The organism is Streptomyces sp. NPDC045431 (genome assembly GCF_040646655.1).
Lineage (GTDB): Bacteria > Actinomycetota > Actinomycetes > Streptomycetales > Streptomycetaceae > Streptomyces.
Genome location: NZ_JBEZAQ010000023.1, coordinates 26,050 through 39,345, shown reverse-complemented (window position 1 = coordinate 39,345; position 13,296 = coordinate 26,050). Strand labels below are relative to the sequence as shown.

Here is a 13,296-nt window from a genome sequence, read left to right as displayed (position 1 = left end):
TTTTGGGGGCAGCGGGCCGCTCCCCTTCAACAACGCGTGGCAACTTATGGGCGCCCGGTGACCACTGGGGTCATCGTGGCGACTCTTCCTGTGGGGGGAAGTTGATGCGTTCACGTGCTTCTGGCACGTCTCTTCGGCGTGCCCGCAGATCCACCGTCACCTCTCGCTACACCCTCACGGCGGCCATCACCGCCGTCTCCCTCGTCGTGGCCGGCGCCCCGGCCTTCGCCGCCCCGACGCCCGCTGCCGAGCTGCCGCAGGCCACCACGCCGTGGACGACTCCGGGCAAGGCGGCGAGCGCGCCGCCCGTTCCGCCCGGCGTGACCAAGGCCCCGGCGTCGGTGCCGGAGGCCGAGCCCTCCGCCGACGTGGCGGCGTGGCGGGCGGCGCAGAAGGCGCGCGCCACCGGTGCCACCGGCACCACCACGCGCAGCGCCGCCGCGCCTTCGGCGGTCGCCGCCGCCGAGACCACCACGTACGTACCCGAGGGCCAAGGCCAGGTCCCCTGGCACGAGTTCTCGGACACGCGCCTGAGCGATGCGCTCGTGGCGCGGGTGAACCTGTCCAACGGCAACCTGATGCTCGCCGCGACCGACTTCGACATCGCCGGGGTCGGGCAGAAGCTCCAGCTGACGCGCACGTACAACTCCCTAGACGCGCCCTGGGGGAAGGTCTCCCAGCGGTGGTGGCAGGGGTACGAGCGCTACGCGCAGATCCTCGACACCGAGGTCGTCGTGTACGACGCGACCGGCGACGCCGTCCGCTTCGCCAAGAACGCCGACGGCACGTACACCACGCCGACCGGCTACTCCAAGGACCTGAAGAAGAACGCGGACGGCACCTACACCCTGACCGACCGCAAGTCCGGCTCCAAGGACACGTACAACGGCCACGGCACGCTGACGAAGGTCACCGACAAGAACAACGGCACCATCACCGTCGACCAGCACGACGAGACCGGTGAGCACAGGGGCTTCAAGCTGACCGAGAGCCGTTCGGGCCGGTGGATCGACCTGGTGAAGACGGACGCCTCGCAGTGGCAGGCCAAGGACCACACCGGCCGCACGGCCGTCTTCGACCTCAACCCGGCCGGCGACATCGCCCGTTCGACCGACACCGCCGGGAAGACGACGGCGTACGAGTACGACTCCTCGCGGCGGGTGACGAAGGTGACCACGCCCGAGGGCACGGTCACGCTGTTCACCTACGACGCGCACAACCGGGTCACCTCGGTGAAGCGGGCGACCGGTACGGACGCCACCGGCCACACCGGGCCGACCTGGCGCTACGACCACTCCGGCGCGACCCCGTCCGACGCGGGGACGACGACGGTGACCGACCCCGACGGCGACAAGACCGTGCACACGCACAACGCCGACAACGAGATCACCAAGGTGACCGACCCGCTGGGCCACGCGCGTTCGAAGTCGTACAAGGGCCATCTGGTCCAGACGGCGACGGACGCGATGGGCACGGGGACGGATGGCACGGGCGGGAACGTCACCACCTACGGGTGGGACGCGCGCAACAACCCCTCCTCCGCCAAGCTGCCCACCGGCGCGACCGCGGCCGTCTCGGCGTACCAGACCATCGCGGGCACCGACCTGCCCCGGGACTTCAGCAGCGCCGACGGGCAGAAGGACGACTTCGCCTACGACACCAACGGCAACACCCTGTCGGTGACCACCACCGGCACCGCGGGCGGCACCCGCTCCTACACGTACAACCCCGCCACGCCGACCTGCGGCGGCTTCGAGGGCCAGCGGTGCACCGCCAAGGACGCCAACGGCAAGGTGACGTCCTTCACGTACGACGCCAAGGGCAACCTGTCGAAGGTGACGCCGCCCGCCCCGCTCGGCGCCGTCACGTACACGTACGACGCCCTGGGCCGGGTGGAGACCGTCACCGACGGGCGCGGCATCAAGAGCGTGTACGTCTACGACACCCGTGACCGCGTCACCAAGGTGTCCTCCACCAACACGACCGTCACCTACACCTACGACGGGGACGGCAACCTCACCTCGCGCACCGACGCCACCGGCACCACGGTCTGGACGTTCGACAAGCTCAACCGCGAGGCGACCCGCACGCTCCAGCACGGCGCGCAGACCGTCCTCGCCTACACCCCGGGCGGCGAGGTCGACCACTACACCGACCCCAACGGCAAGACGGACTACACCTGGGACGCCGCCGGACGCCTGGACTTCCTGATCGACCCGGCCGGGAAGAAGACCGACTTCGACTACGACAACAACGACAAGCGCACCAAGACCGTCTACCCCGGCGGCACCACGCAGACCGTCACCCTCGACCAGTCCAGCCGACCCAAGGCGGTCAAGACCACCTCCGGCACCACCACGCTCGTGGACCTGGCCTACACCTACGGCTACACGTCCGGCACGACGGCCAAGGACGGCACCAAGATCCGTACGCGTACGGACAACGCCGCCAAGCTGACCACCAGCTACACCTACGACTCGCAGGGCCGGCTGTCCTACGCCAAGGAAGCCGACACCGCCGGTGTCCGCAAGGCGTCCTGGCTGTACTGCTACGACAAGGCGGGCAACCTCACGCACTACGACTCCACGGCCGCCACCTGCCCCACCACGCCGACGTACGGCTACAACGACGCCTCCCAGCTCATCTCCGCGGGCGGCTCGACCACGGGCTGGTCCTACGACAAGTCCGGCAACGAACTCGCCGGCGACCCCACCTCCGGCTACGCCCGCTCCGGCGAGACCTGGAGCGACCACAGCCAGCTGAAGACCATCACCACCGGTGGCACCGCCCGTGACGCCTCCCACGCCGGCACCGACAACAGCGAGCGCACCAAGCTCGGCGACACCTGGTTCCACCACACGGCGCTCGGCCTGACCGGGACCACCACGGCCGGTACCGACACCGGATTCGTCCGCGAACCCGCGGGCACACTCAACTCCATGCGCACCGGCGGGAAGAGCTACTACTACCTCACCGACGCGACGGGCAATGTCCTCGGCCTCGTCGACGAGACCGGTGCCCGCACCCACACCTACGCCTACAACCCCACCGGCCGCGCCCGCACCACCACCGAAACCATCCCCCAGCCCTACCGCTTCGCCGGCGCCTACGCCGACCCGACGGGCCTGTACAAGATGGGCGCCCGCTACTACGACCCCAACACCGGCCGCTTCACCCAGCCCGACCCCTCGGGCCAGGAGACGAACCCGTACCTGTACGCAGCCGGTGACCCGGTCAACCGGACCGACCCCACGGGGCTGCTCTCCCTTTCCGGCGCTCTTGAGGTAGCGGGTATCGGCCTGACGCTTGGAGCGCTCGCTGCTTCGGGGCCACTGGGTATAGGTCTCGGTGTCGCGGCGGCTGCTGCCGACATCGGGGGCGCTGCAGCGAGCGGTGCGTCGGGCTCTCAGATCGCCGGAGTCGCTGTCGTGAGTGCCTTCACCCTCGGAGTCGGCGGTGGTGCCAAAGCGCTCGCCAAGGGCAGTGGCTTGGCAGGGCGAGCGGCGACAGGAGCGGACGTCGGCTACGCAGCGCTCGGCTACGCAGGGAATAAGTTGATAACGAGCTGAAGGAGGCCGATGATGCTTTCCGGCGTCGCTGCAGGCGGTGCCAGTTCCGGGAACGCAACGTTGAGTATTGCGCTCGGTGCGATATTCATCCTGGGCCTGGTAGCGATTTTGATCTTCAAGGGAAGGCGACGTTGACGGGCCCGCGGCCTTTCGGGGCTGGAGCTGACGCCCTCGTTGCCCACTCGGGAGAGCGACGTCCTGCCCTCTGGACGTCGTGGCTTGCTCGACCTTGACATGGGGATCCAGTAGGAGCATGCGCCCGCCGGGTTGCCCGGTGGGCGCATGTGCTTCCCGGAGAGATGCGAGGTGAACGATGGATTCGGCAGTCCTGACGGGGACCTCCCCTGCTGCCGGAGGCTACATCTGGATAGTCATCATCGGGTTTCTTCTGGTGCTCGCGATCATCCTCTACGTTGCGGCCAAGAAAAGGTGAGCGTCGCCGACAGGCCCTCGACCTGACCGGCACCACCTGGGAAAGGAGAAGCCATGGACCTCGCACGGTCCGGATTCGCGAGTCTGCCCACCGCCTTGGCTGTCGCGGTCCTCGTCATAGGCCTGGCGATCGGCCTACTCCTTGTCATCAGGGGCAGAAAGAGGGGAGGCCGATGATGCTCTCCGACATCGCCGTCGGCGGTGCCAGTCCGCTGGCCTACAAGGGGCTCGACGGCATCCCCCTCTGGGTGCTGTTCGGGATCGCCGTCCTGGCTTTCGTCATCCTCGGAGTCGTACAGGCCAGGAAAAGGAAGTAGCCGGCTGACGCCCAGCCCCCTACCCGCAGATCACCTGGTCCCCCGTCACCACGCCGAACTCGCCCTGGAAGGCGTTCTCCGCCCGTACCGGCACCACGCCCGTGAAGTTCGCGCCCGCCGTCACCTTCAGCAGGGCGCCCTGGCCCGGGACCGGGCGGAGTTCCGCGCCCGGGAGGGCCGTGGCGAGGGAGCGGGCCGAGCGGTCCCAGCGGGGGTCGAACCAGACGATGGTGCGGTGGACGTCGCGCCGCGCCCAGTTCAGCGGCGTACGGGTCGTGCGGAAACCCGTCCCCCGCAGCGCCGAGTCGACGCGCGCGCCCAGGCCGTGCACGCGGGTGCCGTTGTAGACCTGCACCCGGATCTGCTGGGGCGAGACCTCCACGAGTTTCTTGCGCACCGAGCTGCGGGCCGCGTACGGCGCGAGCGGCTTGTCCTCGCGCAGCGCCCGGAACAGCTTCTTCGACTTCACCGGGTCCCACCGCACCGTCGAGCCGAGCCCCCTCACCGGGAAGCTCGCCTGCGCGACCGGCACGGACGTGAACTCCGACGACGCCGCCTTGAAGCCGCGCATCGCCTTCGCCAGCGCCAGCATCTCCTCCGTACGGAACCCCTCGTCCGCTCGTACGGAGCTGAGGACCGAGCCCACGACCTCCTGGAAGCGCACCGGGTTCAGCAGCACGCCCTCGCTCGTCGCCCGGTCGATCAGCGCCGCCAGGAACCGCTGCTGGCGCTGCATCCGGCCCAGGTCGGAGGCGCCGTCGATGTGGCGGGAGCGTACGTACTGCAGGGCCTGGCCGCCGTTCAGCTCGTGCGTGCCGGCGGGCAGGGCGAGGCCGGTGTAGGCGTCCTTCATCGGCTTGGCGGTGCAGATCCGCACCCCGCCGACCGCGTCGACGGTCCGCATGAAGCTGGTGAAGTCCACCTCCAGGTAGTGGTCGACCTTCACGCCGGTCATGTGCTCCACGGTCCGTACGGTCAGCTGTGGCCCGCCCTCCGCGTACGCCGCGTTCAGCTTCACCGGGTGCTTGGGGTGCCGCTCACCGGTGCGGGCGTCGGTGTGCTCGGGGATCTCGGCGTACGAGTCGCGGGGCAGCGAGACCGTGCTGGCGCGCTTCCGGTCGGCGGAGATGTGGACGAGCATGATCGTGTCGGTGCAGCGGCACCCGGCACCGCCCAGCCGATACCGCTGCTTCTCGGCCGGGGTGATCTTGTCGCGGCCGTCGGTGCCGACGACGAGGATGTTCGTGCCGTGGCCGGGCGCGGGGCGGTTCTTCATGTCGCGGAACGGGTCCACCCGGCCGATGCCGGTGTCGAGGCTGGTCACGACGGCGTGGCCGATCCCGCCGACGCCCAGCACCAGCACCGAGAGGGTCGTCACCATCCGCATGCCCCACCGGGGCCGCGGCACCGGCCGCGGCGGCGGCGCCGGCTCCGGCCGTCGCGGTCGCCCGGGCACGGGAGGCCTGGGGCCGGCAGGACGGCGGGGCGGCGTGGGCACGAAGGACACCTCCGCGGGCGTACAGGGGGATCATGAGCACAGTAGGCCCATACGATCAGCGCCCGCCCGCATCGCCCGGGCGGCGCGCACCGGTGTCCCCCGTTCGCGGTAACGTGGCGGGCGATATGAACGCCACGCCTCCGCCCCCGGTTTCCGTGATCATGCCGGTCCTCAATGAGGAGCGGCATCTGCGCACCTCGGTCCGTCACATCCTCGAGCAGGAGTACGACGGAGAGATGGAGGTGGTGATCGCCCTCGGCCCGTCCACGGACCGCACGGACGAGATCGCCGCCGAGCTCGTACGGGAAGACCCCCGCGTCCACACCGTGCCGAACCCCACCGGGCGCACCCCCGCGGCCCTCAACGCCGCGATCAAGGCGTCCCGCCACCCCATCGTGGTGCGCGTCGACGGGCACGGCATGCTCTCGCCGAACTACATCGCGACCGCCGTCCGCCTCCTGGAGGAGACCGGCGCGCAGAACGTCGGCGGCATCATGCACGCCGAGGGCGAGAACGACTGGGAGCACGCGGTCGCCGCCGCCATGACGTCGAAGATCGGCGTGGGCAACGCCGCCTTCCACACCGGCGGCGAGGCGGGCCCCGCCGAGACCGTCTACCTCGGTGTCTTCCGCCGCGAGGCGCTCGAACAGCAGGGCGGCTACAACGAGGAGTTCATCCGCGCCCAGGACTGGGAGCTGAACTTCCGCATCCGCGAGGCCGGCGGCCTGATCTGGTTCTCGCCGGAGCTCAAGGTCAGCTACCGCCCCCGCCCCTCGGTGCGCGCGCTGGCGAAGCAGTACAAGGACTACGGCCGCTGGCGCCACGTCGTCGCCCGCTACCACCAGGGCTCCATCAACCTGCGCTACCTCGCCCCGCCGACGGCCGTCTGCGCCATCGCGGCGGGTGTCGTCGTCGGCGCGACCCTCACCCCGCTGGGCTTCGTCATCCCCGGCGGCTACCTCGCGGCGATCGTCGCGGGCTCCCTCCCGGCGGGCCGCGGCCTGCCGCTGAAGGCCCGCCTCCAGATCCCGGTGGCGCTGGCGACGATGCACATGTCGTGGGGGTACGGCTTCCTGACCAGCCCGCGCTCGCTGGCGAAGAAGGTCATCGCGAGCCGCCGCCCGGCGGTGCTCGCACGCTAGTCCCCATAGGTCGGTGGTACGGCGAAGGGCCCCGGAGCAGTCGCCCCGGGGCCCTTCGCCGTGCCGGTCGCCCTACCAGGTGAAGTTCGGGTCGACCTCCATGCACTTCGTCGTGTCGCCCGCGCTGAGCGGGTTCGCCGACTGCGGGGTCTTGCCCTCCGCGGCGCCCGCCGACTTCGGGTAGGTGTCGCCCTCCCGCCAGTCCGCGCCCACGACGAGCGTGATGCGCGTGACGTCGGCGGACTTCTTCACCGCGGAGGCCGGGATGCCGAGCGCCTTCGCGAGTGCCTGCGCGTCACCCTCCAGCTCCGCGCTCGGGAACCGCACGAGCGTCTTCGCCTGCGGATTGGTCGCCGCGTCCGCCTTCGCCCGCGTGTAGCCCTTGCCGGACAGCACCCCGGCGATCTCGGTCGCGCGCCCCTTCGACGATCCCAGCTGCGGGGTGTAGGTGCCGTTCTGCACCATCACCTCCGTCTCGCCGACCGGCGCCGCCGGGTCCTTGGAGGCGGCCGGCTTCTTGCGCTTGGAGGCCTTGCCGTCCAGCGGGATGTCCTCGCGGATCATCTCGAAGATCTGCTCGGCCTCGCCCGGCTTGGGCTCGACCTTGCCCCGTAGGCGCGTCGAGTAGACGTTGGGCATCGTCGTCATCGTGATGCGCTCGGTGGGGACGCTCTTGAGCTCCTGCCCCAGGTCGTACAGCTTGGTGATGGTGCCGAGGCCCTCGTCCACGGTGAGCGCCTCGGTCGCCGCCTCGGCGAGCTTGCGCAGCTTGTTCGGGTCGGTCAGCTTGGCGTTGGCGCGCAGCTCCCGGACCATCGAGTTCATGTACATGTGCTGGGCGCGCGCCCGGTACAGGTCGCTGCCGTCGCCGAAGCCGTACCGCGTACGCAGCCACTGCAGCGCCTGCTCGCCCTGGATGGGGTGGGTGCCCTTCGGGAGCTTCAGACCGGAGCCCTTGCCGTCCCGCGTACGCGAGTGGATGTTCTTGTCCACGCACACCGGTACGCCGCCGACGGCGTCCGCCATCGACACCACACCCGCGAAGTCGATCATCATGAAGTGGTCGATGGTGATGCCGGTCAGCTCGTACCAGGTGGCCACCGTGCAGCCGGGGCCGCCGCGGCCGAGCGACTCGTTCGTCTGCGCCCACTGCCGCGCCGGGTACACCTTGCCGGTCTCGGGGTCGGTGCACTCCGGGATCTTCAGCATGGTGTCGCGCGGCATGCTGATCACGGAGACGTTGCTGCGGTCGGCGGAGAGGTGGATGAGCATCTGCACGTCGGCGAGCGGGGGGCTGTTGAAGGTGTCCCTGGCCCCGCCCAGCGCCTGGTTCTCCTTGGAGTCGCGGGCGTCGGAGCCGATGAGCAGGATGTTGAGCGGGGTCTGGCCCGCGGCGTTCACCTTGTGCTCGGCCATCTTGTTCTTGCCGAGGTTGAGCTTGTCCTTCTTGATGTTGCTGTTGAGGTGCTCGTAGTACACGTAACCGGCGCCGGCCGTGCCGAGTATCAGCAGCGCCAGCACGGCGGCCACCCAGCGCCCGACGCGCCGCTTCCCCGTGCTCTTGCCCGTGCCCGTGCCCGTGGCCTTGGCCTTCGCCGTCCCCGTCTTCTCGCCCTGCTGGGCGGCAGGGGAGGACCCGGGCGCGCCGTCGCCGTCACCGGCGGGGGCACCGGCGGCACCGGTGGCTCCGGGGGCGCCCTCCTTCCTCGTCCCGTCCTCCTCGTAGAGGCTGTCGTCCCAGCCGAGGTCACGGGCGTGCGGTACGCGGTGTCGTGTCCCCTCCCCGCGTACGCGGCTCTGTCCCACCCCAGGTCCCCCTGTCACGTCAGGTACGCGTCACTGAGCGCATACCTGCTTGTCCGCCTCTACCTTTTCCACGTCCGGCACCTTCGTCGGAGCGGCGATGGGCACCCCTGCGCCCTTGAAGTCGCCGCCGAGCGTCAGCACCATCGCCTGAAGCCCCTGCGCGTCCTGCGTCCCCTGCTTCAGCGCCGTGGCGGGCAGCCCCATCAAGTCCGCGAGCTTGCGGGCCTGATCGGCCTGGTTCGGAGCGAACTCCAGTGTCGTCTTGGCGATCTTCTCAGGTGCGTTGCTCTTGTTCGTCGACTTGAGCACGCCCTGACTGTTCTGCAGCCAGAGCAGCGTCGACTGCGCGGCACCGTAGGTCTCGCTGCCGTTGTAGATGTCGACGCGTACGTCGGAAGCCTCGGCCCGGGGGCCGTTGAGCAGCGCGGCCTGCTTGCTCTTGGCCTCCGCGGCCTTCTCCTTCTCCTTCTTCTTCACCTCGGTGAAGGAGACGTCATTCTGCAGCATGCGGAAGACGTCGGGCGCCTTGGTCTCGTCGAGGACCACGGTCGCCTTCACCGTCTCAGCCGGGTTGTCCTTCACCGGGACCGTCATGAACGAGATGTTCTTGAGGTTGATCCCGCCGAGCTCCTTGGCGAGGGTTGTCAGCTTCGGGATGTCGCCGATGCCGCTGTCCACCGTGAGCGCCTTGGTCGCCGCGTCCGCGAGGTCCAGCATCTTCTTCGGGCTGCCTAGGGTGTCTTCCTTCATCTTCCGGATCATCGACGCGACGAACTGCTGCTGCATCTTGATCCGGTCGAGGTCGCTCTCGTTGCCGAGCCCGTGCCGGTTGCGGAGGAAGGCGAGGGCCTGCTCGCCCTGGAGGGTGTGCTTCCCCTCGGACAGGTCCAGCTGGGAGTAGTCCTTGTCCTTGATGGGCTTCGTCAGACAGACGTCCACGCCGCCGATCGCGGTGGTGAGCGTCTTGACCGCGTTGAAGTCGGCCATCATGAAGTGGTCGATCGGCACCCCGGTGATCTGCTTCACCGTACGCATCGTGCAGCCCGGGTCACGGCCGTTGACGCCGTAACTCTCGTTGAACTTCGTGTCCGGCGACCCCGGGATCACCTTGGTCGAGCCGTCCGGCTGCTTCGTCGGGCAGTCCGGGATGTCGATCTTCAGGTCGCGGGGAATGCTTATCGCCGCCGCGTTGGTGCGGTCCTCGGAGACGTGGAAGAGGAACGTCGTGTCGGCGTGACCGGTGGTGTTCTCCCGGTTGCCGTAGCTCTCGTTGCCCTCACCGGTGCGCACGTCGGACCCGATGAGCAGGATGTTGAGCGGCCCGTCCTTCAGGGAGCCGCCGCTGGCCGCGTCCCCGACGTCCACCGTGTTGAGGTTGCCGTTGAGGCGGTCGTAGATGAGGTACACGCCGACCGACGCCCCGACGACGACGACGCCCATGACGCCCGCCGTCCACAGCAGCGCCTTCTTCTTGCCGGACTGCTTCTGCTTGCGCTTGCGGCGGCCACTGCCGCCGCCGTCCGCGGCGTTGGCGCTGCGTCGGCCGCGCTGGCCCGGAACCGAGCGGCCGGGGGCGGTTGAGGTCGCCGAACCCGGGGAAGTGGAGGAGGAGGCTCCTCGGGAACCACGAGAACCACGGGAGCCGCTGGAGCTACTGGAGCCACTGGTTCCGCTGGTGGTGCCGGAGGCTCCGGCACCGCGGGCGCTGCCGGAGCCGCGCGAGCCACGCGAGCCACGGGGCTGGGCCACCTTGGCTTGCTCTGTGGATTCGCCCAGTCGCAGTTCGTAGTTGCCGGTGTCGGGGTTGAGTACCCACTGGTCTGCGGGGTCGATGTCGTCCACCCGCCCACGGCTCTGCGCATCCACGGTTGCTTGAGTCCTCCGTCGGTGCCACTCGAGACGCCCCTCCCCCGGAAAGGAGACGCTCGGCTCGAAAAACCGGTTGTGCGCGACCTCGCGGTCTGTCTCACCAACCGGATCGCGTCACACTATCCGCTCAGTTCAGCGCCGGGCGACGCCCGTGACAAATTCCACGGCCCTTACAACCGGGCATTCCGCCCAATCGTCATAGACCGCCGCCCCCGTTGCCCCCACTTTTGCCCACTCCCTTGCCTGTTCTTTGCCCACAGGCCCCGGTGGCCGCGTTCGTCCCCGCGAACGTCGGCGTCGCGGACGGGCTCGACGACTTGTCCTCGTCCCCGTCGCCCTGCCCGCGGCCCGACCGCCGGTCGGAGGGGACCACCACGACCGGCGCGTCGTCGCGCAGCCGCTTGAAGAGGGTGTCGGCCTTCGGCTGGACGAGCATGTCGCGGTTCGGGTCGGCGCTGTACGGCTGCCGAGGCACGGTCAGGAACTGCACCTTCTCCGTCGGTACGCTCCGCAGGGCGCGCGCCAGGTCGTACAGGTCCTTCAGGGAGTCCAGCCCCGGATCGGTCGTGATCGACTTGGTGGCGGCGTCCAGCACCGGGTAGAGCCGCGCCGGATTGAGCAGAACGCCGTTGCTCTGCACCTTGTTCACCAGCGCCCCCAGGAACTGCTGCTGGCGGTCCATGCGTTCGGTGTCGCTGCCGTTGCCCAGCGATTTGCGGGCCCGTACGTAGCCGAGGGCCTGCTCACCTCGGAGCGTCCGGGCGCCGGGCTTCAGCGTGATGCGGGCGTCCGGGTCGTCGATCGGCTCCGTGACGCAGACGCGCACGCCGCCGACGGCGTCCACCATGTCCTTGAACCCGCGGAAGTCGATCACCATGTGGTGGTCGATGCGGATGCGGGTCATCTTCTCGACGGTGCGGATCGTGCACGCCGTACCGCCGAGCTGGTACGCCCAGTTGAACTGCGCGAACTGCGGCCGCGTGCGCGTACCGTTCCGCTTGCCGCAGGCGGGGATGTCCACCATGAGGTCGCGCGGGAGCGAAACGGCGGTCACCCCCCGCCCGTTGGCCGCCAGGTGCAGCAGGATCGTGGTGTCGGAGCGCTGGCCGTCCTTGTCGTTGCCGTACTCGTCGTTGCCGTCGCCGACGCGGGTGTCGGAGCCGATGAGCAGGATGTTCCGCGCCCCGCGCACGAGGGAGGAGGGCCGCTCCCGCTCGTACCGCTCCAGCTCGGCGGCGGCGGAGGTGTCGGTGGTGATGTTGCCGTCCAGCTTCTGGTACAGCCACCAGCCGCCCCCTGCCGCCCCCAGCACCAGGAGCGCGGCCCCGAAGGCGCCGCAGCGCAACCAGCGGCGGACCGGGCCCCCGGTGGGGGGCGGCGGCGCGGCGGGCGCGGCGGGTGCGGTGGACGCGGCGGACGCGGTGGACGCGGCGGACGCGGTGGACGCGGTGGACGTGACCGGTGCGACAGCGGCGCGCGGGCGCTTCTTCCTGCGCTTCTTCGACGGGGCACTGGCACGCGGCGGCTCGGATCCGCCCCGGCGGGGCGGTTCGGCGGGCGTGCCAGTGCTGTCCGTCACGTCGTGGTCCGTCCTTCGTGCCGTCGGGCCGATCGATGGAGGATCGAGGTGGATCGCGGTGGAGCCAGGTGGAGCGAGTTCCTCTGTGACGATCATCCATCGGAGTCGGCCCCGGGACCCGGGGGAGCGGGCGCACCGTGCGCCGGACGGGTGCACTTCCGACGTATTCGGCAGGATCCGACGTATTCGGCAGGATCCGGCGTACGCGGTGGGTCAGAGGGCGCGGTGCGTGATGCGCTCGCTCTCGACGCGCTTCTCCAGCGCGTCCGCCGCCAACCGGTCGAGGTTCCGGCACAGCACGACCGACGCGCCCGCCGCCAGCGGCGCGTACAGCCCCGCCGACACGCCCTCCCAGGTGTCGTACCCGAGTCCGGACAGCAGCCGGGACCCCGCCCGCAGCCCGAACTGCCGTGCGTCGGCGAGCGCCCGCTCCACGATGTCGCTGCCCGTCAGCTCCGCGCCGGCGACGGTCAGCGCGGGCGCGTCCGCGTCGACGGGCGCGTACGGACGGAAGACGTCGCCCTGCGTCGGGACCTCGACGGCGTAGTCGTCGTACCCCTCCGGCGCCGTCGGGAAGCGGCGGCCGAGCGGGGCCAGGGACAGCGCGAGCCGCTCGCCGCGGCAGGCGCGCCCGTCGTCGAGCCGGTCGGGCCCGGCGACCACGTGGTCGGCGGCCGCGGGGTCGCCGTCCAGATCGGCGACGACGCCGACCGACGCGCAGGCGAGCAGCCACACCGCGGTCTGCCAGTGCGCGGGCAGCAGCAGCGCGACGCGCTCACCGGGCTCGGCGGAGAGCCCGTCCTGGAGCAGGTTCGCTGTCTTGGCCACCCAATTGGCGAAGGTGGCGACGGACAATTCGACGCGCTCACCAGTGGCGTCGTCGTAGTACGTGACCAAGGGGCGTGCCGGGTCCGCGGCGAGCGCGGAACGCAGCAGGTCGGCGGGGGTACGGTCGCTTGCGTTCACCCGCGTTAGCGTACGCGCGCGGCACCCGGGTGTGCGGCCGTCCCGGTGACACCGTCCATCGTCCGGACCGATGGACCGTCACTTTTCAGGGTGTTTCCCCGAGAAGCGCATCACGCCG

8 protein-coding genes are annotated in these 13,296 nt (G+C 70.0%); 3 read left to right on the top strand and 5 right to left on the bottom strand.

Translation table 11 applies throughout. The annotated features are described in order from the left end of the window. Positions 1-104 precede the first annotated feature (104 nt). Together AB0A69_RS30375 and AB0A69_RS30370 are read left to right on the top strand one after the other, a co-directional pair. Positions 105-3,569, top strand: a complete 3,465-nt coding sequence (locus AB0A69_RS30375; RefSeq protein ID WP_361428694.1) for an RHS repeat-associated core domain-containing protein — start codon at positions 105-107, stop codon at positions 3,567-3,569. Positions 3,570-4,174: 605 nt separating this feature from the next. Next, positions 4,175-4,318, top strand: a complete 144-nt coding sequence (locus AB0A69_RS30370; RefSeq protein ID WP_361428692.1) for a hypothetical protein — start codon at positions 4,175-4,177, stop codon at positions 4,316-4,318. A 19-nt stretch (positions 4,319-4,337) separates the two neighbouring features. Here AB0A69_RS30370 and AB0A69_RS30365 read toward each other — a convergent pair whose 3' ends face one another. Next, positions 4,338-5,705: an LCP family protein gene (locus AB0A69_RS30365; protein ID WP_361428690.1), complete on the bottom strand. Its 1,368-nt coding sequence runs from the start codon at positions 5,703-5,705 to the stop codon at positions 4,338-4,340. 236 nt (positions 5,706-5,941) lie between these two features. On the opposite strand from AB0A69_RS30365, the gene AB0A69_RS30360 reads away from it, so the two are divergent. Further along, positions 5,942-6,958, top strand: a complete 1,017-nt coding sequence (locus tag AB0A69_RS30360; RefSeq protein ID WP_361428688.1) for a glycosyltransferase family 2 protein — start codon at positions 5,942-5,944, stop codon at positions 6,956-6,958. Between the two features lie 72 nt (positions 6,959-7,030). On the opposite strand, the gene AB0A69_RS30355 is transcribed toward AB0A69_RS30360, so the two are convergent. The 4 genes from AB0A69_RS30355 to AB0A69_RS30340 all read right to left on the bottom strand — a co-directional run bounded on the left by AB0A69_RS30355 (position 7,031) and on the right by AB0A69_RS30340 (position 13,178). Continuing rightward, a complete protein-coding gene (locus tag AB0A69_RS30355; RefSeq protein ID WP_361428686.1) occupies positions 7,031-8,764 on the bottom strand; it encodes an LCP family protein in 1,734 nt (577 codons plus the stop codon). 30 nt (positions 8,765-8,794) lie between these two features. Beyond that, a complete protein-coding gene (locus tag AB0A69_RS30350) occupies positions 8,795-10,630 on the bottom strand; it encodes an LCP family protein (RefSeq protein WP_361428684.1) in 1,836 nt (611 codons plus the stop codon). A gap of 199 nt (positions 10,631-10,829) precedes the next feature. Further along, a complete protein-coding gene (locus AB0A69_RS30345; RefSeq protein ID WP_361428682.1) occupies positions 10,830-12,212 on the bottom strand; it encodes an LCP family protein in 1,383 nt (460 codons plus the stop codon). Positions 12,213-12,425: 213 nt separating this feature from the next. Next, positions 12,426-13,178, bottom strand: a complete 753-nt coding sequence (locus AB0A69_RS30340) for a TIGR03089 family protein (RefSeq protein ID WP_361428680.1) — start codon at positions 13,176-13,178, stop codon at positions 12,426-12,428. Positions 13,179-13,296 lie beyond the last annotated feature (118 nt).

Coding starts and splice junctions, on each gene's coding strand:
- AB0A69_RS30375 (WP_361428694.1), top strand. CDS start 105: ATGCGTTCACGTGCTTCTGGCACGTCTCTTCGGCGTGCCCGCAGATCC.
- AB0A69_RS30360 (WP_361428688.1), top strand. CDS start 5,942: ATGAACGCCACGCCTCCGCCCCCGGTTTCCGTGATCATGCCGGTCCTC.
- AB0A69_RS30370 (WP_361428692.1), top strand. CDS start 4,175: ATGATGCTCTCCGACATCGCCGTCGGCGGTGCCAGTCCGCTGGCCTAC.
- AB0A69_RS30365 (WP_361428690.1), bottom strand. CDS start 5,705: ATGCGGATGGTGACGACCCTCTCGGTGCTGGTGCTGGGCGTCGGCGGG.